At 41.5% G+C, this 25,614-nt stretch carries 20 protein-coding genes; 4 read left to right on the top strand and 16 right to left on the bottom strand.

Translation table 11 applies throughout. From position 1 onward, the window contains the following. Positions 1 to 36 precede the first annotated feature (36 nt). A complete protein-coding gene (locus H5164_RS12990; protein WP_371698450.1) occupies positions 37 to 681 on the bottom strand; it encodes a GntR family transcriptional regulator in 645 nt (214 codons plus the stop codon). Between the two features lie 301 nt (positions 682 to 982). Here H5164_RS12990 and H5164_RS12995 point away from each other — a divergent pair, with 301 nt between their 5' ends. After that, a complete protein-coding gene (locus H5164_RS12995) occupies positions 983 to 1,882 on the top strand; it encodes a LysR family transcriptional regulator (protein ID WP_124015012.1) in 900 nt (299 codons plus the stop codon). 230 nt (positions 1,883 to 2,112) lie between these two features. Here H5164_RS12995 and H5164_RS13000 read toward each other — a convergent pair whose 3' ends face one another. The 6 genes from H5164_RS13000 to H5164_RS13025 form a co-directional block, all read right to left on the bottom strand. Further along, entirely contained in the window at positions 2,113 to 2,676 is a 564-nt protein-coding gene (locus tag H5164_RS13000) for an LUD domain-containing protein (RefSeq protein ID WP_182697221.1), read from the bottom strand. Position 2,677: 1 nt separating this feature from the next. Beyond that, positions 2,678 to 4,066 (bottom strand): lactate utilization protein B, encoded by a 1,389-nt coding sequence (locus tag H5164_RS13005; RefSeq protein ID WP_182756526.1) that lies wholly within the window; start codon positions 4,064 to 4,066, stop codon positions 2,678 to 2,680. An 8-nt stretch (positions 4,067 to 4,074) separates the two neighbouring features. After that, positions 4,075 to 4,821 (bottom strand): (Fe-S)-binding protein, encoded by a 747-nt coding sequence (locus H5164_RS13010; protein ID WP_182756528.1) that lies wholly within the window; start codon positions 4,819 to 4,821, stop codon positions 4,075 to 4,077. Positions 4,822 to 5,608: 787 nt separating this feature from the next. Beyond that, positions 5,609 to 7,372 carry a YdiU family protein gene (locus tag H5164_RS13015; RefSeq protein ID WP_182756530.1) on the bottom strand — a complete coding sequence of 588 codons (1,764 nt, stop codon included), beginning with the start codon at positions 7,370 to 7,372 and terminating at the stop codon, positions 5,609 to 5,611. Between the two features lie 1,209 nt (positions 7,373 to 8,581). Continuing rightward, entirely contained in the window at positions 8,582 to 10,000 is a 1,419-nt protein-coding gene (locus H5164_RS13020; protein ID WP_182756532.1) for a UvrD-helicase domain-containing protein, read from the bottom strand. Further along, positions 9,997 to 11,721, bottom strand: coding sequence for an ATP-dependent endonuclease (locus H5164_RS13025; RefSeq protein ID WP_182756534.1), 1,725 nt, complete (start codon positions 11,719 to 11,721; stop codon positions 9,997 to 9,999). The genes H5164_RS13020 and H5164_RS13025 overlap by 4 nt, the downstream gene beginning before the upstream one ends. Before the next feature lie 229 nt (positions 11,722 to 11,950). Between H5164_RS13025 and H5164_RS13030 the strand changes: the two genes are divergently transcribed. Next, positions 11,951 to 12,883, top strand: a complete 933-nt coding sequence (locus H5164_RS13030) for a DUF4238 domain-containing protein (RefSeq protein ID WP_182756536.1) — start codon at positions 11,951 to 11,953, stop codon at positions 12,881 to 12,883. Between the two features lie 481 nt (positions 12,884 to 13,364). Here H5164_RS13030 and H5164_RS13035 read toward each other — a convergent pair whose 3' ends face one another. The 3 genes from H5164_RS13035 to H5164_RS13045 form a co-directional block, all read right to left on the bottom strand. Further along, a complete protein-coding gene (locus H5164_RS13035; protein ID WP_124015019.1) occupies positions 13,365 to 14,375 on the bottom strand; it encodes a substrate-binding domain-containing protein in 1,011 nt (336 codons plus the stop codon). A gap of 861 nt (positions 14,376 to 15,236) precedes the next feature. Beyond that, a complete protein-coding gene (locus H5164_RS13040) occupies positions 15,237 to 15,776 on the bottom strand; it encodes a response regulator transcription factor (protein WP_182756538.1) in 540 nt (179 codons plus the stop codon). A 73-nt stretch (positions 15,777 to 15,849) separates the two neighbouring features. Next, entirely contained in the window at positions 15,850 to 17,184 is a 1,335-nt protein-coding gene (locus tag H5164_RS13045) for a sensor histidine kinase KdpD (protein WP_182722822.1), read from the bottom strand. Positions 17,185 to 17,639: 455 nt separating this feature from the next. Between H5164_RS13045 and H5164_RS13050 the strand changes: the two genes are divergently transcribed. Beyond that, entirely contained in the window at positions 17,640 to 18,224 is a 585-nt protein-coding gene (locus H5164_RS13050; protein WP_182697214.1) for a TetR/AcrR family transcriptional regulator, read from the top strand. 94 nt (positions 18,225 to 18,318) lie between these two features. Here the strand turns inward: H5164_RS13050 and H5164_RS13055 are convergent, their stop codons facing one another. From H5164_RS13055 to H5164_RS13080, 6 genes are all read right to left on the bottom strand, one after another. Beyond that, entirely contained in the window at positions 18,319 to 19,101 is a 783-nt protein-coding gene (locus H5164_RS13055) for a hypothetical protein (protein WP_182756540.1), read from the bottom strand. A 187-nt stretch (positions 19,102 to 19,288) separates the two neighbouring features. Further along, entirely contained in the window at positions 19,289 to 19,759 is a 471-nt protein-coding gene (locus H5164_RS13060; RefSeq protein ID WP_124015988.1) for a Dps family protein, read from the bottom strand. Positions 19,760 to 20,226: 467 nt separating this feature from the next. Further along, entirely contained in the window at positions 20,227 to 20,685 is a 459-nt protein-coding gene (locus H5164_RS13065) for a DUF2127 domain-containing protein (protein ID WP_182756542.1), read from the bottom strand. 123 nt (positions 20,686 to 20,808) lie between these two features. Further along, positions 20,809 to 21,864, bottom strand: coding sequence for an acyl-CoA desaturase (locus tag H5164_RS13070; RefSeq protein WP_182722819.1), 1,056 nt, complete (start codon positions 21,862 to 21,864; stop codon positions 20,809 to 20,811). 4 nt (positions 21,865 to 21,868) lie between these two features. Next, positions 21,869 to 22,972 (bottom strand): flavin reductase family protein, encoded by a 1,104-nt coding sequence (locus tag H5164_RS13075; protein WP_182756544.1) that lies wholly within the window; start codon positions 22,970 to 22,972, stop codon positions 21,869 to 21,871. A 761-nt stretch (positions 22,973 to 23,733) separates the two neighbouring features. Next, positions 23,734 to 24,159 carry a PACE efflux transporter gene (locus H5164_RS13080; RefSeq protein WP_124015984.1) on the bottom strand — a complete coding sequence of 142 codons (426 nt, stop codon included), beginning with the start codon at positions 24,157 to 24,159 and terminating at the stop codon, positions 23,734 to 23,736. Positions 24,160 to 24,244: 85 nt separating this feature from the next. On the opposite strand from H5164_RS13080, the gene H5164_RS13085 reads away from it, so the two are divergent. Continuing rightward, complete coding sequence (locus H5164_RS13085) at positions 24,245 to 25,126, top strand: LysR family transcriptional regulator (protein ID WP_182697210.1); 882 nt, start codon at positions 24,245 to 24,247, stop codon at positions 25,124 to 25,126. Positions 25,127 to 25,614: the final 488 nt, after the last annotated feature.

Here is a 25,614-nt window from a genome sequence, read left to right on the forward strand (position 1 = left end):
TTAATACTGTAAACGCGAAACGCTACAGAATAGTCGTTACGATAATTTATGTTCGATACTATTTTTAGAATACAAAATATGGCGGCGCATCAGCATTTCGGCTAATTCTGCGTCACGATTTAAAATGGCCTGAACAATATGTTTGTGTTCATCATAAGCAGTCGTTACACGCGGACCCGCCATGCCAAGTTGCACTCGATACATGCGCACCAAGTGATAAATGCCATCAAATAGCATTGAAATTAGGTGTTTATTTTTACTGCCTAAGATGATGCGGTAATGAAAATCAACATCGCCAGCTTCTTGATAATAAGACTCGCCACCTTTGACCTCGTCAAAGTGAGATTGCAATAACTGGTTTAAATCGGCTATTTCATCGTCGGTCATGTTCTTTGCCGCTAACCGTGCTGCCATTCCTTCAAGTGATTCACGCACTTGGTATAATTCGATAAGTCCCTGAGGTGACAAGGCTACGACTCTGGCACCGACGTTCGCTTTACGCTCAACAATATGGCACGACTCTAAGCGGTTAATGGCTTCACGGATCACCGCACGGCTGACGGCATACTTTGTCGACAATTCAGTTTCACTCAACTTAGAACCCGCTGCAATACGACCTTCGACGATATCGTCTCTTAGGGCTATAAAGGTCTTATCTGCTGAAGTAATCGGCTGGATCATGCTCATACCTTGAATATAAAATGGGATAACTCAAAACAAGTTGTCGACAATATAGCACCTTTAAGGCGTATAACAACCCCAAAATAGACTTTTTGTCGACAATAAATAAAATCCCTCCTAAAGTGTTACCTATCACTAATTTATGCAATCAGTCGGTAATGCCTTAAGTCAGCCCATGCTAATATTAGCCAAAATGGCATTACTGATATCAATATGATGCCCAGATGCTCACCCAACTGTCCGTTTTACTCAGTGCTGAGCAAACAATGGATAAGTCGAATAATAAAATAAGGGTTTCTTAATGAGCCAACATTTAGCCTGTCATCTTGAATTGATCCATCTATTTGTTCACGTGGTCAATGCCGGAGGGTTTTCGTCTGCTGCGCAAGAATTACAGTTACCTATTGCCACCGTTAGTCGCAAAATCAGTAAACTAGAACAGAGCCTCAATACTCAGTTAATTATGCGCAGCACACGTAAGCTGCGATTAACAGAAGAAGGCGGAGCGTTATTCGACCGTTATCATCATGTGGTGGCACAGTTCGATACGATTTGTGGCCAAGCGCTCAATGAACCCCAAAGCACTTTGCGGATATCAACACCCGTCTCTATTACCTCGATGATCTTAATTGAAGCGATTAATGACTTTTCAAAACAACATCCGCACATTCAACTGCATATCACCCAAAATAACAGCACCATTGATTTAATCGATGAAGGTGTCGACGTCGCGATAGTAGGTGGTGCGCAACCAGACTCATCTTGGGTGTCAACATCATTAGGGGTGTTGAACTACGGACTCTACGCATCGCCAACTTATGCCAAGCAACTGATTGAACTACAGCACCCGCAGCAGCTGGTTGATTACCAATTAATTAAAGTATGGCCACTGTTTAACTGGAGCTTAAAACATTGCGACGGTGAGCAATATTATTACGATGGACCAGCAAAGTTAACTTTAGGTGATTTACACGGCGCAGTGCGGGCAGCCGTCGGTGATGGCGGGATTTTATACGGACCTGAGTTATTCGTTAAACAACAGCTTTTACACGGTGAGCTTATAACAGTATTACCACAATGGGCCGGCGAGCATCGCCGTATCAGCATCTTGTATCATCAACGCCGACAACAACCATTAAAGGTAAAATTGTTTATTGAGTTTCTGCAGCAGCGAGCAGCGAGTATTTTCGACTATTTTTAAGCTGTACTTGGGTTTAACTACTTGGAATGATTGAACGCTTTTATAAAGGCAGTGGATGGCTATTTTTACTGATTTGAGTTGCTGTTTTTGCTGTTGCAATAGCTTGATGATATCGATTCAATCTGACAAACAGTTACAGTGATGCCACTGACTTAGTCAATGGCATCACGGCAAGCTAGTGTTAATGAGTCATGAGTTAAACATTACTCACGACTCTTGGCTCATTTAAATTAATACAAATACACATTTAAGCTACAGGCACCATGGGCGCCCACCACTAATGCTTGCTCAATATCAGCCGTTTTAGACGGACCCGATATAAATAATCCTAAATCACCTTGTTGCAGCGACACCTGTTTAACGGCTTGATGCATATTGGCGACAATATTGTCTTTGGATAATGCCAAGATCAGGTTTTCGCAAATAAACGGCGTCACTCTATGACTCGGTTGATTAACCCAAATCGCACCGTTTTCGGCCACACCGAGATCGCCTGGAATCACAGCATAATCAATATCCGCTAAAAGATGCGCAGTTGTTGGCACTGAACGATTACCTTTAATGCCCTCAATTAATGATATCACCTGCATATTTTGCTTTATCAGATCATCTACAGCTTGCTGGAGCGAGGCTAAACCGCCGTCAGTGTGAAGCGTAGCTGCAACAGACTGTAAACTGGCATTAAACTGGCCGACAAGATCATCATTATTTGCCACAACATCGATCTCAGGCATGGCATGATTATCCAATGCCGACTGTGATAATGCTGATAAAATAGTTTGTTTACTCGACATATTAACGTCTCCGATTCTTGTTATACCAGCTAGCAAAGCTTGATTCTGGTGCCACTGGTAATTCGCGATACTTACCCCATGCACCACTAAATGGCTTAAGTAAACTCCCCGGTAACACCCGTAAGGCTAACCTTGCTGCCGACATAGAGGTATTCATTAAGGTTTCACTGGCCATAAAGCGCCCCACTAACGGCATATAGCCACCTTTTCCGTAAGGCAAAGTCTTAGCCTCGGCTTTTAAACGACGATGATGAGCAATAATCTTATCTAATGGCACCATTGTTGGACACACATAGGTACAACTCCCGCACAAAGTACATGCCCAAGGGATAGAGTTGGTATCATCATGCTTAGCCCCCACAGCAATGCCAATAGGACCAGGAATCGTATAGTTATAGCTATACCCACCTGAACGGCGATATACCGGACAAGTATTTAAACAGCCGCCACAACGGATACACTTTAGCGATTCGGCTAAAATTTTATCCTTCATCATCTCAGTACGGCCATTATCAACAATAATCACATGCATCTCGCCGCCATCTTGCGGACCGCGATAAAATGAAGAATAAGTGGTGATCGGTTGCCCAGTTGCATTTCGGGCTAAGGTGCGCAATAACACCCCAGCAGAATCCATATCAGGCAGTACTTTATCAATGCCCATTGAGTGCAATTGCAGCTTAGGTAAGTTAGCGCCCATATCAGCGTTACCTTCGTTGGTGCACACCACAATAGCGCCTTGATCGGCAATCGCCATATTAACCCCCGTCATGGCCGCATCGGCACTGAGGAATTTCTCTCTCAAATGCGCACGAGCAGCACGGGTTAAATATAAGGGATCCGACTCACCAGCCTTAGTGCCTAATTGTTGGTGAAATAACTCACCCACTTCTTCTTTTTTCATGTGAATGGCCGGCACCACAATATGCGAAGGTGGCATATGTGCTAGCTGTATAATCCGTTCACCTAAATCGGTATCAACCACTTCAATGCCGTGACGTTCTAGATACGGATTCATATGGCATTCTTCAGTTAACATCGACTTAGACTTAACCAGCTTCTTAACCTGATGTTGAGCTAAAATACCGTGGACAATTTCATTATGTTGCTGGGCATCTATAGCCCAATGCACTTTAATGCCATTACTAATGCATTGTTGTTCAAATTGTTCAAGGTACTGCGCTAAATGGCTCAAGGTGTGCAGTTTAAGCTGTGAGCCTAGCAGCCTTAGTTGCTCCCATTCAGGTAAACTGCCCGCGGCACGATCACGTTTTTCACGTAATGCCCACAGGGCTTTAGAATGCCAATCAACTCTGGTTTCATCGCGACAGAAAATATCAGCTTTATGGGCATGCACCTTAGAACCCGATGCGGTATATAGTTCGGACATAGTGGCTCCTAAAGTGCGTCATTAATGATTTGGGCAATGTGACGGGTTTCTATCGGTAATTGTTGACGGCGGATCATGCCATCTAAATGCAATAAACATGAGGGATCAAACCCTACTGCATATTTAGCACCGGTTGCGGCGTGCGCTTGGGCTTTATCTTTACCCATTTTGGCTGACACAGCACCTTCATCAACCGCAAACGTACCACCAAAGCCGCAACACTCATCAATACGTGCTGGGTAGACAATTTCAAGCCCGGCAATGTTGCCCAGTACCGCTTCTACTTTGTTAAAGCGTTGTTTGCCCATTTCTTCCGTGGGCGTGGCTAAATTAAGCATACGGATACCATGACAGCTCATTTGCAGACTTATTTTAGCTGCCACTGGACGTTTAAAGGATTTAATCGGAGCAACGTCATGTAGAAATTCGGTCAACTCATAAAGCTTATTAATCACATCTTGAGCTTCTTTGCTGTCATCAAACTCATGGAAGTTTTCTTTCGCAGCGACTAAGCAACTGGCTGCAGGACAAACAATGGCGTCGCACTCAACCCCTTTGAAGGCATTGAGTAATTTAAGGGTAGTATTTTTAGCTTCGTCAAAACAACCTGAGTTTGTCATCGGTTGTCCACAACAGGTTTGTCCTGCAGGGAAAAAAACCTCATGACCCAATTTTTCTAATAATGTCAGGGTTGCGATGGCCACTTCTGGCATCATTTGGTTGACTAAACAAGGTATAAATAATGCTATTTTCATAAGCGATGTATCCCCAAAGCGTTATTAAACATGGCACTCAATCAACACTTATTGATTCAATGTCATGACTAACGACTCATAATCGTGCAACCAATGTATGCCAATATCCTTACAATATGTAGTGCTTATTTAGTAAATATCGCCGCAGACTTTTCCATTTTTGATAGCAAGATTATTTTGATGATTCTCAGAGGCATTGTTTCGATACTGAAGGATTAAATCGTGATGATAAATATCTTACATTTCATTGCATACACCAAGCTAATACCTATGCATAGGAGGATTAATAGGCAACGCCTGCGACAATGTGTCGCAGTTTGGACTTTATTGATTGCCACAATCGCAGCGATTAAGCACACTGAATTTACTGAATGACGTCAATGAGATCCCCTGTTAAGAATGAACCATTAACTCATGACGTTAATCCACTTTTGATACAACACGTTAGCATTGTTTGATTGCATACTTTGAGGTTTCAATCAAATGTCTACACAATGCATGTGTAACTTTACTCAGTGTTTATTTGCTATGGGAATGGGGATAAATACTGGGTAAAGGTATCACTTTTAATCTTATTAAGATTGTAGGGCCTCTATCAACAGAGGCCCTTTTTTTATGACCTGTGGCCACTAACCTAGTGACGCTTGATTTTGCCAGACAGAAATAGCCAACTGCCGAGCACCACCGAAAATGGGACCCACAACAAGCCCTGTTACTGCTCAAATCATTGCCAGCCAGCCTATGTAAACTGAATCATTTAGACAGGCGGTGACAATAGCCTAAAAAATCACGATGAACAGCTCAAATGCGAGCAACCACCAACACCAAAGAATTCAGATGCCTTGGTTCGATAGTATTTGTCGTCAACTTGCTGGGACTGCTCTGCGTAAGGCTGGGTCATAACAGCCTGCAATTCTCTAACCGGTGCATAATTACCGACGCTGGCTTGCTGATAAGCAGGCACTAGCAACCACTCGCGCAAGGTATATTTAGGGTTAACAGCCTTCATCTGTGCAGAAATCTCATCACGACTGCGCGCCTGCGTATTTGTGTCACCGGTACTGCCAACCTCAGAGCTGTCGACCACATTACTGTCGAGCAGAGATTGCCATTGTGTCAGCCAAGCAGACCAACGCTGCTCAAGTCCTGCGGGGGCTTGTGCTAAGTCTCGGTAGAAACTTTTTTTCAGTGGGCCAATATCATCCGGTAACGCCGAAAGCTCGCGGAAAAACAGAGTGTAATCCACAGGGGTTTGCAGCATGAGCGTTTCAAGTTCATCAAATAGCGCCGCGTTAAAAGTGCCAAGCCCAAGTTTGGCGGCCCACATCTGCTCCATTTTTGCTTGCATCTCGGCCGAAAAACCATTGACCAGCTGTTGCAGCTGGTCGACATAATCTGGCTCAGACGCCAGTAATGGGCTTAATGCGGTGCAAAACATCAAGAAATTGCGTTCCGCTGCCACACCTTGATTAAGAAATGCAAAGTGCTGTCCACCACCTGTCCAAGGCTGATATTGCGGGTTAAACACATCACAAAATCCGAACGGACCATAATCCAGTGTAAAGCCACCTGCGGCACAGTTATCGCTGTTGAAGTTGCCCTGACAGTAGCCGACACGGATCCAGTTCGCTATCAATGAAGTTAAACGACTTCGGAACTCGCCCGCCAGCACCAATACCTTTTCGGCATTGGTGAGTTGCGGGTCGATAACATCAGCGTATTCTCGATCAACTAAATGCAGCATCAGTTGTTCAAGCTCTGCCATCGCTTGTGGGTGTTCTTGCTTGCGAGCGCGGCGACCAAATAGCTCAAGCTGGCCGACCCGAATGAACGAGGGTGCCACACGAGTTGAAATAGCCACAGCCTCGGTGATCATTTGGTCAGGATCTTGTGAGTTAGAGCCCTCGGAATACCACGGCCGCTGGACCGTCTCAGTTTTAGACACATACAAACTTAGCGAACGTGACGTTGGCACACCAAGCGCGTGCATGTGTTCTTGTGCGAGGAACTCCCGCACACTGGATCGCAACACAGCACGGCCGTCAGCGCCGCGACAATATGGCGTACGACCTCCCCCTTTAAGCTGCATTTCCCAACGTTTACCTTTGATGACAGCCTCAAGCACCGAAACCGCACGACCATCGCCGTAGCCATTGCCAGTTCTGAACGGACATTGCTGGATGTATTCGGTGCCGAAGATTGACAGTGCATAGCCACACGCCCAACCGACCTTGCGCATCGGCTCTGGAACCTGCGAAATATCGCCAGAGAACAAGCTAATAAAATCGGCAGACTGCGCCATGCTGTCTGCAAAACCCAACTCACTAAAAAAGCGTTGGCTGTGTGCTACGTACTCAGGGTTTTCAATAGGCGTCGGCTTAACAGGGACATAGTGCCCCGAAAACACTTGTCGTGCTCTATGGTCGTCGCCATTTGTTGTTGCGTCAGGATCACTATTAAGCGTGTCCATCAAAGAGTAATTGGCCAATTTAGCAAGATCGTCAACTGTCTCGACAGTTGCGGATGTATGCTGGGACAGTTGCTTAGTCATAGGGATACCTTATTGATTAAGTAGAAGGGCTATTCCCCGCTGCGTGATATGTCGTATCGATGATTGTTCAATTTGTTCAATTTGTTCGATGTCTGGAGTCGAATCATTTCATCCTTTGATGTCGAAGGCCTGCGCAGGGTAATTTGAAAGATCCTGAGAGAAACGGAAACAACCCGCATCCATGGTAACTTCTGCTTATAATAATGGAAAGCTTAGCTTGCTGAATCTGTAAAATCGATAGCTTGTAATAGGTATCTATTCTGACTTATGGCCTGCGGCCACTAACGTCGGGCGCTTCGCCCATACCGAGTTATCAAACTTCGTTTGAATTAAGATCGCAAGGTTCCACCCTACGCCGACCAAAAGGGGATCAACAGCAATCCGCTCTTTGCTGTTTATAAAAGAATGGGCCCCTGCCGTTCCGGCAACATTTTAGCTATCTAAAAAACAACAGCTGCGAAAAAATTGCGACGGAAATAAGTTTGGCTTTTAACTTTGATTTGTAACCTTCTTAGGCCCATCTTGTCATAAAGAGTAAAAATGCTAACGCTTGCGATGGGAATCTGATGTGAATGGATTCACGAATGTCGTGGTGGCATGGAAGGCAAAGAACGACCTGTACAGCGAAAACTAGCCTGATGTCCTGTCAGGCTCACGCATTCTGTTATAAAGAGTCTTCAACGGCCTCAAGTTCAGAGTTGAATGTGTACTTTAAAAGCCAAAAATCTAACTCATCTTTGCCCCAAAATGATTTTGTAATATGGCCTGTGGCCACAAACGTCGTGGCGCTTCGCCCACACCAGACCAAGAGGAAATCAACGGCTATTCCCTCTTGGAACTCCCAGCCGCCCCGCAACATTTTCGCGATTTACAAAACAACAGCTGCGAAAAGGTCGCCATGGGGATTGATCCAGCTTTTAACTTCAAGTGTATGCAGCTTCGCACTTATTCGAAAATGCTAACGCTTCCGATAGGCCATCCCTGCCCAACGAAAGCTAGCCTGACATCCTGTCAGGCTCACGCTATTTTCTTCAACGTCCTCAAGTTCAGAGTTGAATCACGCCAATTGCAAGCAAGGTATGCAAATCATTTATGCCCCATTATCATTTAGAACAAAAAATTATTCACAATCTATAAACCAAATTTCGCCTCAAAATAACTTATTAATCAGGCACAGTTTCTGCGTTAAGTTACTCTGTACCTATCCCGTTATTTCTGGGCATCAGGCTGTGATATCACGGTAACACTTTGAGTGCCTCGCGTTAACGCGACATAAAACTCTTTTGCGCTCATCTTTGTGGGGTAAGCCACGATGCAGTGATTATACTCCAAGCCTTTGACCAGTAGTGTGGTTCCTATTTGATTACTCATACGAACAGGGCGCCCTAAATGTCTAAAATCTTGCCTATATCGTTTAATTGCTTCGTCTAAAGGTATTGTTTGGGCGTAACTCAAGACCGAAAGAAAACGGGAGAACAAATCTCGACGATACACCTTGGTTTCAGTGTGCTGGGCAAGCCCTTTAAGAAGCGCCATGAGATGAATTATTTGGCCGCTTTCCACATAACTATTGGCTGATTGAACCTCCAAGGGAAGCTTTGTCCGTACGTTTACTTTTGCTTTTCTACCATCGACTGTCGCATTGGGAAGTAAAGCACCAACAGAAGTCATGCATAACTTAGCGAAAGAGATTACTACTACTAGTTTTGCACTATTGCTCTTAGCTTTAACCAGCTTATCGACAGTACTTTTGAGAGCCTTGCCCTCAACTTCTTCGATGCTAGTGAATATTCCAGAAAGACTTTTAGCTAATAAATGCGTTTTGTTCTTATATTCCCCTGACCCTGGGTACACAACAATGCAACTCCCTTTTTCTTTTCCTTGTTTTCGAAACTCAGTAAGTCGTTTTTGGTCTTTCGCATTATCAAGGTCACAATGAATATGATTAAAACCCTGTAATTCTCGTGGTGCGTTAGGAAATTTGCCCTCTGCGATTTTATCCCTAATTTCGAATAACCATTTACCAAGGGCCTCAGCACCTGACAGTTTCCATCTCCATGGCACTGTCAATGTTCCCAACTTATCAAATCGTGGCTTGATACTTTTTTCCCAATCAACTACTCCATCGCCGAAATCGAAAATAGCTTGAAGCGGATCGCCAATTAATCTGGTCGGTTTCAATTCAAGTAGTTTGAGTACTAGTTCATGCTGAACTAATGAACAATCTTGATATTCATCCACGAACACACCTGTGTAAGTACTATTGAAAACCTTATGAACGAAGCTCTTAGTAAACAGCGATGTGCACTTCTGATAGAGAGACTCCCAATCTTGCGCTGTTTCGGGTTCATTTATAGCCCAGGCAGTACTTGCAGGATAAGCACGAACCCACTTAAGTGCAAACGAAGCTATCGTATCAATATGATATTGGCTTGATGGTACATTTTGATTCGCTAACTTAGTTTTAATAGAATCAATCCCAGCAAAGGTATGCGTTAAAATTAGCTGCCTACCTTCGCAGTATTTAATGCTTTCAGCAATGAGATATGTCTTACCAAAACCAGCGGGGGCGATGATATAGCCAGATTTTGGATTTTTCGCTAAAGATCTAGCCAATTGATCTGTCATCTTTCTATAAAACCTCTTAGTATTAAAAGCTTATTGTGAGTGTCTGTGTCATCCAAACCGCCATCAATGAAACATGCGGCAACTTTCTGGCCCAGTACCTCACCCAGCGACATATTCTTAAACCACCCCGACGATTTTGCAGCACTTCCGATCGCTTTTCGATACTCCGGAGTATCATTCCAATCACCAATTAATGGAGGTACTCGACCTTCATATTTGGAGTTAACATTCTGCACTACATCTACAGTAAGCTCTTCAACGGCATAAGTCAGAAAATCAACTACGAGTGACCATGGCAAATCCATAAACAGTCTTTGTTCAATTGCAATTCCACCTTTCCACATGACAACGTTGATGCCTTTTTTTTCTAACTCAGAGCTATCTTTATCACCAAATAGCTTTGGGGCATCGGAGTCGACGAATACTGCAACTTTATATCCTAATGCATGCATTGCTTCAGCTCGGCCTCGAACATTACCACCACCGGATGCGTTTAAATATGAGACGCCGAAATAACTCATAGATTCTTTGTGTTGGCTAACATAATAGTCATCAAGCCCTCGAATGAAGCCAACTTCTGTTGCACCTTCGCACACAATAACTTTGGGACAGAGAAATGAATCAGCATGCCCTCTAATTGTACCTTGAATATTGAATGCTCCCGCTGATTCTTCCGCAGTATTGCGAACGCTAACATGACCATCTGCGCTGTGGGTTACGTTTAGCTCACAAAAATCAAGTTCGCGCAAGACGGTAGGATTATGGGTTGTAAAAAGATAGGTTCCCTTGGTGTCTTCCTTAATGTGCTTTAGCAACCGAGATATGCGGTGGGGTTCTAATCCATGTTCAATTTCGTCTATTAATGTAATATGCTGACTTTCTAGGTTCTCGGTTTGAAGTCCGCAAGCCAACATTCTTCTAGATCCCAACCCTAATTGGCGTATAGGAATCTCACCATCGTGTAGTGCAATACCACCGGCTTTGACATTAACGGCACTTACATCAAGGTGACTACGAAATATCTCTCCAGTTTGCACACCGAGTTTTCTAGCGAGATCATGAACTTTTTTAGCTGCGTCATCCAAAGGTTTAAGCTCACCACGATTTGCATCGAACGAGGCTTTTGCCGCCCGCGTAACTTTAGCTAAACTGGATAGTAGATTGGTTTTGTCAGTAAGTTTAGACAAGGGACTGTGAGTATCCCAACTAAACAACTTATTACTATAAGCGCCGATGAACGTTGCATTAAGCCGTTTTCGATCTGATAGCGAGAAACTTGTACCATCGGGATTACGATCCGTTATGACATTCCAGTGGGGTTCGAGATCTGAATCAACTCTGAGCTCGACTGTAAGAACAGGTTCATCATCCACCAGAACACCATCGACTTCCTTCTGTTGTGGCTCATCTTGAAGACTAAGCTCCTTCTGGTTCCAACCCCGCAAATGAAGCCCATATTTACCAATATTTAGAAGCTCTTCAGGTAAGTCACCAATTGTAGCTCTGATAATAACTGGCTCATCGGTATTTGAGTTATAAAAGTCAGTATCACTAAGCTGTAACGACCAATGCGGATAGAATACAGATCTAACCGCTTCTAAAATGGTTGTTTTGCTTGAGTCCCCCTTTCCTATTAGGGCAATGACAGAGCTCTCAGGAAGGCTCCATGAAAGTGATTTTATTCCTTTGAAATTTGTGATTTTAAGATGGCGAATCTTCATTGCTGATACTCAACATGATGCTAATGACCATTATGAGCACCATGTATCGCCGATAGAGTCATTGCGAGATATCATGTACGAATAAATTATTCTGATGTTAGCTCTAAATTCTAGAGTGCTAGTTTTGCATACTCGGTTTAAGTATTTATGTCACAATGGTTTAGGTAGGCTGGTAGCGTTGCTCACCACTTAACTTAACGCGACGTTATGTCTCCGGAGGACGTTTGAAATGTTCGATCAAAAGAAAAAGAAACAACACTACGTATGGAGACGTTATCTCAAGTCTTGGTTGGTAGACAATAAGCTCGCATGCATGAGAAATAAGCAATATGTATTTTCTACAAGAGACTTAATGAATGTTGGCCAGAAAAGCTACTTTTACAAAGTAAATAGCCTTACTGAACAAGATTTTAGTTTTGTTCGAGATTTATTTTTAAGTGATGTAGGTGAATCGACAAATGCTATTTTTGACCGACTATTTTCTTTGTTCCGTCAGGTAGAGCAATTAGAAAGTTTTCAGTCTGATGGAAGCCATGCTGGAATAGAAAATCTAAAAAAGCATTATGCCACGAATCTTGAAGAAGAGATTCAATCTGAAATTGAGTCACAAGGTGACCCTTGTCTGGCACAACAACTGGTTGAAGATACAAGCTTTTTTGAAAATGATAAAAGTGCAGCACATTTTTTAAACTATATCTGCATGCAATACTTACGTACTAAAAAGCAACATGATGCATTGGTTTCATGTGTAACCGGGGAGAACCGTGATCAAATAATAAAGTGCGCAAACTTAATACGGGTTGTATTCTCATCGAAGCTAGCTGCCAACCTATATGCGAATAGAGCGGACTATAAATTAGTTGTTGCAAAAAACACTAGTGATGTTCCATTTATTACTTGTGATCAACCTGTGATAAATTACTTAGACACAAAAAGAGATCAAAGCGAGCAGACAGAAAATTTTGGTCTTTACTATCCACTATCCCCTAATTTGGCTGTGTTTTTAGTTGAAAATAAAATTTTTGGCTCTGTGACAGAAATGAGCTTTGACCAGTCATCTGTAGAAGAATTTAACCAAATTATACTCAATTCATCATATGAGCAGGTTTATTCTTCTTCCGAAAAACAATTAAGGGATCTGGCTTCACAAGCAGAGATATAACAAACGTTTAAAGTTCTAAGTTATTTTTTCTCATCTGAATGGAGAGTTTTAGAGTGATTTGTCTAACATGCTTTTGTCCATCTTCGTGTCGCGATACGGAGTATCTAGGCTGACACGAATCAGCCCCAAAGTAAGTCAGCTAATTAGATTTGAGCTTTTTCTATTTAGCTTTCATCTATAGACAACTATGCGGCTAAATCGAAGAGAGTTAAATTACAGGTGTAGATGAGTCAGCGAGTATCCAAAACAGGGATGTTTTGGTTAAGCCCACAGGGATGTGCTCGTGGCGTCTCGCTTAATCATCTGCACATTAGCATGCTGCAGGCAATAAGCTCAAATGAAGCTACATTATAAATCAAGCTAAACTAATACCAAGTAAGCTGAGTTAATTAATACCTTAAACAAAGTTTTGTTCAAAGATATTTGGGAAATATTATAAATAGTTATTCGTTAGCTTTTATACCATGCTGTTTAAATATGATTACAATCCCGTAATCTTGGTACATGTATCAACGTTCTCTGGTGTGCAAACTGTGATAGGTGTGTAAATTGTTTTCTCATATTTTTGTTCTGTTACAATTTTATACAGTGTCAAAATGGCTAGTCTTCCCATTTCATATGGGGCTTGACCAATATTGATATGAACAAGATTATCTTCCAACATAGCTAATTGTTCAGAGGATGTGTCAGTAATAACAATGATGACCTTGTTGTTATTAATTTTTGCCTGGTACGGGGCAATCATTTTACGATAAAGTGCTTGGTCATTTTGCGGCCAACCACCAACAGCAATAAAAGAGTCTGCTTTTACAGGCTTACCTTTCATTACAGACTCCATTTGATTAATAGATTGATCCAATTGATCAAAATTAAAGAAAGGTTCTCTAACTTCAGTCCATCCCGAATCGTTATTAAGCAATTCTCCAGGAGGTACATCGTATTTTTTTCCCGATAATGCGGAACGGACACCCATCAATCTTAAATTCAGATTGGGAGAATCTGGTCGCCCAGATTGCATTATTAGCGTTCCCCCATTGGGCCGAAGTTTTTTTAACTCTTCACCTAATGACTTACCCAATTCAAAATTGTCAGTGCCGATATAGGCTAGGCGTAAACTATTAGGATCTTCATTGATTGAAACATCAATATCAGAGTCATAGGTAATAACCGGAATACCTGCTTCTTTAGCTCTCTTAAGGCTATTTTTAACGAGATATTTAGATTGTGTAACGGCTACTGCGATACCGTCTATACCTTCATCAATAAGTTGATTTATTACCTGATCTTGCATCCTAACATTACTTATATCTGGTCCCCGATATATGCATTCCACGCCTTTTATTTGAGCCGCTGCATCTATACAGCCAGCTTTGCTTCGCTCAAAAAAAACACTATGAAATTTAGGTACCACGGCAAGTCTTAATTCTTTTCCATATACAGAAGATATGGGTATTAGACTAAAAGCAACAAACAATACAAGTGATCTCCCCATACTCCCTCCTTAAATAATCATATTGCGACTCAGCTTACAATAAAACATAGCAAAGAAACTCATTTAAAAATGTGAGCTGAAACGGTATTGCTGAACCTATCAGTGTGAGCTAATCGATATTGTTGTGTTTTGAACTCCCCCATGCGTCAGCATGGCAACACCATACAAGTAACCAATTGGTTCTAATTTTTGAATGCCTGTCATAATTTTATTGCTTGCTTGTTTTTGGCTCATTCCAAGCATCAAGCGCTTTCGCAGACATTCAAATGAAACTGGGTGGGGATATTAATAACTCAATCGAATCAGAGTAAACTTTTATAAAATTAAACTGAAACACTAGCTTCTCTAAAAATTCTGTCCAAAAATGAGTTAGTACCTGCAAATGGGTAAATTCAACTCTGAACTTGAGGCCATTGAAGACTCTTTATAAAAGAGTCAGTGAGCTGACCATAGCCTTTCACGTATTCCAAGGCATCCTGCCTATCAGATCCCCACTAGCTTTCGAGTTACAAGTCGTTCTTTGGCATACATGCCACCACGACATTCGTGAATCCATTCACCATAACAATCGTTAGCATTTTCACTCTTTATGACAAGATGGGCCAAAGCGGAATTCAAACGAAATTAAAAGCGGGATATCCTTCCGTCGCGACCTTGTAGATTTTTGAAAATGTTGCCGGAACGCTGAGGGTTTGCAAAGGCTGATTTATAAATAAGAATGCGCTTTACCCTTTTGCTCTGGTGTAAGCGAAGCGCCACGACGATAGCGGCCTTAGGCCATAAAGCACAAAACATAAAAGAACAACCCTAGATTCCGGCTCAAAAGCATTACCGGAATGACACTTGGTTTAGCCACCTTTCTTACCGATTATCAGCCGTAGGCTTTTTCAATAACTTCCGCTGTAAGGTTCTGCGGTGCATACCCAATTGTCGTGCGGTTTCTGATACATTGCCATTGTTGTTGGCGAGCACTTGTTGAATGTGTTCCCATTCAACGCGCTTGGGGTTAAGTGGCTGTTCTTCAATATCATCATAAGTGGTTGTGGTTTCAACCGAGACGGATAATGCATTTAATAACGTTTGGGTATCGACGGGTTTAGCGAGGTAATTGTCTGCTCCAAGGCGGATGGCTTCGACGGCGGTGGCGATGCTGGCAAAGCCAGTGAGCAATACCATGTGTACCTGGGGTAAAAGTTGTCTTAAGGGTTTAATTAACGACAAGCCATTATGTTCGGCTAATTTCATGTCTAACACGATATGGGTGGGCACAAATTGCCTTGCCATTAATAAGCTATCACTGGCGTGATGGCAGGTTTTACACTCAAACCCATGCTTGCCGAGGCGGCGGGCTAAAATGGCAGCTAGGGCCAAATCATCTTCAATAATCAATAGCTTGTTCATGGTGATCTCAATCCAGCTTATCTTTATTTCAACTTCTGTTTACTTCGATTCGCTTCTATTCGTTAAAATAGCTTCAACTCGCTTTTTGTACACTAAGCGGTAATGTCACTATGGCTTCGGTGCCACAGTCTGGGTGCGGTTTAAGGTATAACTTACCGCCTAAACGCTCAAAACTGGTGTGACTTAATAATACCGCGATGCCCATCCCTTTGGGGCTTTTTACCATATTATTACCTAAGGTATGAAGCAAATGAGTAGCAATGCCGACACCGTAATCGCGAATAGTGATGCTCAATTCTTGTGGCTGTGACAGGCTGATATTGATATCAACAACGGCTGAGTGCTGGTTATCTTGACTCGCCTGAGCGCCATTTTGGATCAGGGCCATTAACGCCGGTAATAAGCTCATGTCGGTATATAAGATCCCCTGCTCGACTTGTGGCGTTAAGGTGATGTTTAATTGAGTTTCTGGCATTAATAAATTCACTTGGTCAATCAACATATCAGCTAACTGATTAACCGGTTGGTGGGTTAATTTATGCTCGCGTATCGACTCTGTGGCGAGGCGTAAATCGCTTAAGGTAACTTCACATCGATTAAGCGCTTGTTGCATCTCACTAATCAATTCTGTTTGTTCAGCATCATTGGCCGATTCGAACAGTTCATCAACCAATAAGCGTAATGTTGCCAATGGTGTTGCCAGCTGATGAGCCATTTGTGCTGATGCGGTGCCTAACGCCAAAATCTTTTCTTGGCGTAACTGGGCTTCGCGTAAATAGCGTAGCTCTGCATTTTTTTGGCGTATCCGTTTGGCGATAAAACCTACGGTAACCGTTAACACCAATGCAGAAATCACAAAATTAAACCACATGCCTAAATAGTGCGAGCCCATATCCATACTGTGGCTTACAGGCATAGCCTGATTGGCTTGTATCGTATGGGTCATTGGCATTTGGCTCATGTCATGGGCCATAGCGGGATCGCGCATTTCATCTGAAATATCGACAATCATTAAGGTATAAAATGCGGTTGATACTATGGTTAAGTACCAAGGCGCCCAACGAGGCAAGGTAATGGCAGAAATAGCTATCGGTAATAATAGTAATGATACGAAAGCATTGGTCGCCCCGCCGGTAAAATATAACCAGGTTGCCCAAAACAAAGTGTCTAACAATAAGGTTAAAAACAACAAACCATTGTTGTTCATGCTCAGTCGATGAAAACGATAACTAAAGCCAACATAACAAGCTTCAATAATTAACACGTATGATAAAGCTATTGGAGGAGTTGTTAACCCAAATAAGTCTGTGGCAAACAAGATCAGCCCAATTTTTAAACCCCAATTAACCAGTCGTAGTAAGGCCAATTGTTGCTGACTTGCGTTAAAAGGCATGTTCACATTTGCCATACTATTGCGATCCTAATGTTGATGATATATTCAGCTCAATCCCCTGCTGCCACTACTCTGACGTTGCCATAATAGCAAATCACTTTATCAAACTATTTCACCATTGTGATGCCAATATTGACTATTTAATTCACAACAACACACTGACGTGATTATTGGCAAGCAGGTTTAACCTCACCTTTGAAATAAGTGAGCAGATAATGACGACAAAACATAATATTGAAGTCATTTATTATAAATGAATTACTGCTGTTTAACGTTAACTTGATCCATGCTAACGATAAAAACGCTAAATGATAACACGCATCAATGGCTGTATTGAGTCACTTATATGGTGTCTATTTTAGGGTTAACAATAGATAACTGTTACGCTTTATAATTAATATTTAGCACAATAGGCTGGCCTTAGGTTACCGGCTTGTCGTAAAATAGTGATCTAACTAAAAGAGGCACTAATGGCTAATATTTCCAAATTTAATCGTGAAGAAGTACTTGAAAAAGCAAAAAATCTATTTTGGCAAAAAGGTTTTTTGGCGACTTCGACCCGAGAAATTCAAACTACCATGGATATGCGGCCTGGCAGCATATATGCCGCATTCGGTAGTAAGGCCGATTTATTTCATCAAACGTTGATTCATTACGTGCAAACCTCCACGGGTGATTTAAATGAAAAAATAGCCCAAAGTGACAGTGCCTGGAATGGATTTAAGCAATATTTACGCAGTATTATCGTGCCTTGCTGTGCCGAAGTGCCAAGCGAATTATGCATGGTTGTGCGCACTTTAGCTGAACTCGATGAATCTCATCAAGAAACACTGAACATAGCTAAAGATCTGCTGACTCAAGTTGAGCATCGCTTTGCCAGTATCATAGAAAAAGCTCAGCATGATGGTGATTTACCAAGCAAATTAGATAAATCTCAAGTGGCGAAAAAGCTACAAGTGCACATTATTGGTTTACGATCTTATCTCAAAGCCACCGGCGATACAGACACAGTAAACAGAGAACTAGAAGAATTCTTTATTCAATTAGAAAGTTAAAAAAGCGCTTTGAGCGCTTTTTTAATTTTTAACAAATGATAACAAAAATATGTCGTATTATTTAACGACAGCTTTAAATCCGCCAGCAACTCCACTAGGTAAGTAAGTCATAAAACTTGATATTAAATTGACCGATACCTGTATATTCAATATTCACTTCTGTTGCCATGGGGACTTTGACAACACCGCAATATGAACCCGTGATAATGGCTTGACCAGCACTGAGCTTAATGCCCAATTTTGCTAAGTAATTAATTAACCAATACACAGGGTTTTGCGGTAATTCACAAGGGTGTACCCCAGAAAATTGCTGTAATCTTGCGGTGCGTTCACCGCCACTGACCACCACCTCAATATGGCTGGCTTGATAAGCAATAGAAGTGTCTATTTTTGGACCTATGTACAGACCTTGATTGCTCAAGCCATCGGCAAGTTTTTGATAAAAACTGGGTTGTATCTCACGACTAAAACGATTTTGAATCAATTCTAAAGCCATGTGTGTAGCACTAATAGCTTGGTCAATGTCATCATTACTGTAATGGCGATAAGGCTCAATGTCCTGACCTAAAATAAACGCAATTTCAGGCTCTATCAGCGCGGTTGGCTGCCCGTCTTTAATACTGGGTATAATGCCGCAATCAATAGTCTGGCTCACTGCTGTTGATAATATTGGCGCAACAATTAACTGACCATTAGCTTGCGGAACTAGGCATTTCCAACCTGCAATGGTGCCATGTTGAGTTATCATCAATTGTTGTACAGCAATAGCCTGTTCAATACTTTGGGGCACAAAGGCTAAATAGTTTGAGTCAGGATGAGGAATACCACGCTGAGCATATAAATGCTTAGCAAGTTTATTAAGGGCTTTATCGGTCACAATAGCATCATCAAAAAATCAAAACGCTAGATTATCGTTTTTGGCTATTGAGATCGATAAATTTCGTATCCGAAAGCCAAAAACAACAAACCGCTGTAGCAAAGACAGCGGTTTGATTTTACTGCAAGTTATTAGCCTTTATTAGCGATATAACGCCAATCAGAAGCGGTTGATCTCATACAGCAGCTTACTTGCGTGTAGCTCTTAACATCCATGCAGTTTTTTCATGTATGCGCATCCGATCTGACACTAATGCAGCGGTTGATTCATCATCAGCCGCTTGAGCTAATTTAAGCACTTGTCGCGATGTTTTAACCACTTGCTCATGGCCTTGGGTTAATAAATCAACCATATCTGCAGAACTTGGTACACCTTCAACTTCTTTTATTGAACTTAAACGAGCAAACTCTTTGTAAGTCCCCGGTGCTGCTACATCTAATGTACGAATGCGTTCAGCAATATCATCAACAGCCACCGCAAGCTCAGTATATTGCTCTTCAAACATCAGGTGTAACTCACGAAAGTGTACGCCTGTTACATTCCAGTGAAAATTATGAGTCTGTAAATAAAGTGTATATGAATCTGCTAATAAACTTTTTAAGCCTTCAGCAATTTTTAGTCGGTCGTCTTTTTTTATACCAATATCGATGTCTGTCATTTTATTCCTCTCAAAGTAGAATTAATTAGTCATAACATTACAGCATTTGTATAAATGGTGAATACACGTTATTCATAAGTCGCTTAATAAAATAAGCATAACATCGAATAACAATATATTGGCCTTAATGCATATACCAACTTAACTAATATAATATTACATCAGTGTATAGTATCAAACCTATGTGTTAAACCTATAAATAGAGTCTATATATTAACACTATTACTCAACTCATAGGTCTCTTTTAAAAGGTCTCATTTAAAAATAAACCAATAACATCTTAACAGATGCCTTAATAATATATTACACACCATATAGTTACTGTTGATGAATAGCGCTATGGCTAACTCATCGTTAACGTTACTAATGTATTTATACTAACATCATGATATAAAGGATCAACTCTCAACGATTAATTTATGTTAATAGTTCAACTTAATCGCTTTATAAAAAATTTGAAATACAGCTCATATTGAAACGCGACGAGGAAATAACACCAAATACATATATCCCACCACCAGTAGATTAATTATCAGCACCACCACACTCATTAAGTTAAAGTGATTAACCACTTCATAAAGCTCTAAAGGCAGATATATCGCGCCACTGACCAACGCGAACCATTGAGTCCAGCGTAAGTTATGCCATAAACCATAAGCTTCAATAAAACGAATTAAGGTATATGCTCCAGCACCTATTGCCATTAACGTTAAACTCGATGGTGATACTGCGCTAACGGCCGAAATAAAAATACCGGGATAGTGACTCGCAGGATTTAAGTGCAGATGAGTCATCCATTGTGTTGCCAGCGCCGACAGGTTTTGCCCAGCATATGCATGCAGGCCGATAGCAACCAATAAAGCCAACATTCCTTTACTGGCTTCTAATACCGCAACCGCACGTACACCTTTGCCTGACGCTATCATTTTCGCATATCCACTCTAAACCGATTAGCCTATATTAGCGGCTCACAACAATGACGCCAATGACTATTTTACTGATAAAAAAGCACTTCAGTTGAAGTGCTTAGCCGTTAACCTGAAGATAACTTAAGGTAGCGAATAACGCAGTATTCGTTTAACCACTTGACTATATTGACGTAAAAAAGGTCCCGTATGATAAGCAATACCGTGACGGGCAAAGATAGCTTGCACTTTTGGCGCCACTTGCTGATAGCGTGACGATGGCAGATCGGGAAACAAATGATGTTCAATTTGAAAGCTCAAATGACCAGTGAATATATGAAATAATTTGCCGCCGAGAATATTCGACGAACCTAATGCCTGGCGATAATACCACTGACCTTGAGTTTCATTTTCACACTCAGCTTGGCTAAAGGTATGAACATCTGAGGTAAAATGACCACAAAATATGATAGTCGATGTCCATAAATTACGAATTAAATTGGCGATTAAGTTACCACATAGCACCCACAAAAATAGCGGCCCCGCGAGCAAGGGAAATAGCAGATAATCTTTGAATAATTGTTTACCGCCTTTACTAAAAAAACGTCGTTTCAGTTCGCTTGGATCAATTTTTGATGGACGGTCTTGTTTCTTTTTGCCCATAAAAACACGTTCTGCAGCGAGTTCATGATAAGAAACACCCCACTGAAATAGCATGCTTAAATTTAGGTAAGTGAGAAATTGCCACAGGTTTTTAACCCGCCAGGAAAAGTCATTCGACAAACGCAACAAACCATAGCCAAAATCTCGGTCTTTACCAATCACATTGGTATAAGTGTGATGCTCATAATTGTGGATCCGTTGCCAACTTTTACCATCACAGGCTATGTCCCAATCAAACTGACGCGAGTTAATATGAGGATCGTTCATCCAATCGTATTGTCCATGCAACACATTATGACCGATTTCCATATTGTCGAGAATTTTGGCACTGGCTAAGCTCAACACACCCAAAATCCAACAGAGTGGATGAATAACCCCCAACATCAATAACACACGCCCGCCCCACTCTAAAGCTCGTTGCCACACAATGACGTTACGAATATAGGCCGCATCGGCTGTGCCAACTTCGGTTAACGTTTGACGTTTCAACTCATCTAACTCGTTAGCTAACAGATCAAAATTAATATTCTTATTCATCACTTTACAGTTCCAACTCAAGTGGCGTCACCGCCTGAGAAATACATAATTGAATTAATTGCTCACCTTGCTGTGATATCTCACCGGTACGCATATTCCTCACCACACCAGATTTTTTAATACACTGGCATTGATGGCACACACCAATACGGCAACCAAAATTAGCACTGATCCCCTGTTGCTCTAAGCCATTGAGTAAAGAGTTGTTAGTTGCTAATGTTAGCTGGGTTTGTTTACCACGCTGGGTTAACTGAATATGCTGCTCGCCGCTGTGTGTTTGCGACATAACCGGAGCTTGAAAATACTCCGCTTGCCGCTGCTTTAACGGGTGATTAATGGCATCTAATTGGCGATCAACATCCTGCTTAAACTGGCCTGGGCCACATACCAACACTTGGCTTTGCACGGTGCAGTCACTCAGAGCATCCGCTAAATTGTCGCCATTTTTACGAATAAGCAATTGCACTTTTAATTGGTTTAACTGCTGCTGTAACGCCATGAGTTCGTCAACATACAAATGCTCACCCGGCTTGGCAAAATAAACCAAATTAATGGGATTTTGTGGTTGTTGTGGTAGCAACGCCAGTTGGTTTAGCATCGCCATAAATGGCGTAATGCCACTGCCAGCCGCCACAAACCATAATGGTGTTGATGGTTGGACACGGTCACTTACTGCAAACTCACCTTGTGGCGCACTTAAATTGACATAAGTACCCGCGGTTATATTCGCCAATAATTTTGCCGTAAAAGCACCGTCAACATGGGTCTTAATGGTTAAACGAATCACGCGCTTTTTAGGGTATTGGCTATGGGACTGGTCGGGTGCAGACGAGATTGAAAAAGGTCGGGTCATTAAACGGCCATTAATTTCTACGGTCAATAACACGTGCTGGCCTGCTATGGCTTGCGGCCAGGCTTTATCTGCAGACAAGTCTAGTTGCACAACATCGGCACGAAGTAATTGATGCCCCAACACTTGGGCGCGAAACCAATGGGTGCGCCAAGCGGGCTTTATGCGCTGCATAATAGGTTCGAAATAACTGCCAAGAGAGTCAGTATGGAATAAGGTTTTTGCGGTGACTTGGTTAAGTCGGGTCAATAGATTCATTTTAGCGCACAAGTGTTAGCTCAATTTCAGCGCACAATTGTACTCTTAAATTATATTGTGGTGCAAGTAGTCATGTTAACGATATCGTTTAAGCCTAATATAGCGTGATGGATGGTACAACATCACTCATGACCGTGGATGAATTTAAGCGGACTTAGTTGATGATGATGGGTTTATAAAAGACATAGCATCAATTAAAAAACTGAAATAACCAGCTGAAAGTAATAAGCTGCAAAGCGTGAGTTAATCGGTCTGAAATGTTAACACTAGCCGATAAGTGATATTAAAAACCAGAGACATCTGAGTGGTTACGAAGAAAACAATCGCTCACTTTTTCTCAAGAAAACACAAATAGTGTTCGCGTGTAAGCTCAAAATGCAAATGTATCATTTTGGCTAGGTAGCCCCATATATTGCCCCCTCTTGAGTTGAACTAGAATGGTGATACTAATAAGGGTTGTGACAGTTGCTCAACTTGCTTAAGCTCATCGACAGTTAACGAGCCGTAATCTCTAGGATACGACCAGCCATAACCCCAGCAAAAGGGTTTGCGTAAATAAGATGTGCAACCTAGGCAGTCATGTTTCACATTCACATCCAGCTTATAATTATTGACGGGCTAAGATGGCACTGTGATCATGACAATAATCATGACAGTAATATAAACAAACTCCGCTTAGGCGTTAATAGACCACACAGGTAATCATTAGTTTATACAAGTAATATAAGTTAACGATTATTGAGCCAATTTAATAAACCAAATTATTGGGCAAAATTAGCAAACCATTTTTGATACGGTTGATATATATCGTAAAGCCAATTAAAGACCGCGGTATAAATTAAAATAAAAATCAACACTCCAGCTTCTAATATCAGGGTATCGATAAGGCTTAATGACAGATACCATGATACTAATGGAATAGTGACCAACAACATGCCGCCTTCAAAACACAATGCATGCACAATCCTGATCAGTAACGTTCTTTCAATCCTATTTGGACCAACTATTTTATCAAACCACACGTTATAAATGTAATTCCATAACATAGCAAATAACGACAAACCAATACTCACAACCAACATATCGCTGGCCTCTTGCTTCATCATTAACGCGCTTGTCGGCACAATGAGCGCCATTGCCAGCAGCTCAAACGTTATCGCCTGAAACACTCTTTCTTTACCTTGCATAATAGACTCAATATATCGTGACCTTTCAACTATTGTCATCCAGAATAGGGATACATAATAGCTGGATAACATCGGGAAAAGCGATATGTATAGTATTGAGCAACTTGAGGCCTTTGTGGCGACAGTAGAAACTGGGTCTTTCTCTTCTGCTGCAAGATCCTTACATAAAGCGCAGTCGGTGGTCAGCCAGCATGTGATAAACCTCGAAATAGACTGCAACGCTAGCTTATTTGATCGTAGAGGACGATATCCGCAGTTAACCTCGGCCGGTAAAAAGCTGTTGCCACATGCCCAAGTCTTATTAGCGCAGCATCAACGCTTACGCTATTGCGCCCAAACCTTAGAACAGCAAACACTTTCAGAGTTAACCATTGGCTTAGATGAAGGCATTCCACTGCAAAAACTGTCAAATATTATTAATGAGTTAGAAGCAAATTTCCCAAATGTCACCTTAGAATTTTTAACCGCTTCAAGCATTGATATTATCGATATGATTGACACTGACCGAGCCGTCACTGGAATTATTTTCAGTGAACTGGTTATTCCAACGCAAATTGATTTTGAATCCATTGGCTCAATTAAGTTTGATATGTATGTCGCCAGTAGCCATGCGCTAGCACAACAAGTATGTGATAACTTAGCCAGCTTAAAGCTGCACCGCCAATTATTAATGCGCTCACGCAATACCAAATCCAGTAGCTTTCAGTTAGCCATTAGTCCAGATGTTTGGTATGCCGACAATTATTATATTTTACTTGAACTGGCATTACAGGGACATGGTTGGTGCTTGCTGCCTAATCATATTGCCAACAGCTATGTAGATAATGGCCAATTAGTGCTGTTGCCCTCTGAATTCAAAGAAATTGGTTGGCAAGCAAATGTCGATGTCATTCAACATCATCGCTATAGCAGCGAACCAGTATTTAAACAGCTAAGGCACTCATTACGGCAATTACTAACGCCATAACATTAATAAAATGAGCAATATCGGCTGATGTATATGCTAAAGCATAAGCGAAAATATGCGATATATGGATGTATGCCCAAGGGTTAACGTACAGGTTTCACGCGACTCAAATCATTTATGATATTTAGCTAGGATTGTTAACTCTTAGCATAGCGTTATTTTCTCAATGACCAGAATCTCTATTGTTGAACATTACCAGTGTGTTAACTCAGACTAATGTACCATTAGCCAATATTCACACCTTTATTTAAAGGGTTGTATTAACGGTATAAACTCTATAAATCTGGCTAAAATAACACGATTAAATAATGATTGTTCAAAGCCATTGGATCTCACGGCTAATTAGGCATAATATCCAAATAGTACTCCTGTCACATTATTGATTAACTGCCCAAACATATTTGACAATATCATGCTAAAGATTGTGCTACAGGCTGATGTTCTTAGCATTTTTGCTTATATTACAATGTTAAATGAACTATCTTATG

This window comes from Shewanella sp. SG41-3, from assembly GCF_014164545.1.
GTDB classification, from domain to species: Bacteria; Pseudomonadota; Gammaproteobacteria; order Enterobacterales; family Shewanellaceae; genus Shewanella; species Shewanella vesiculosa.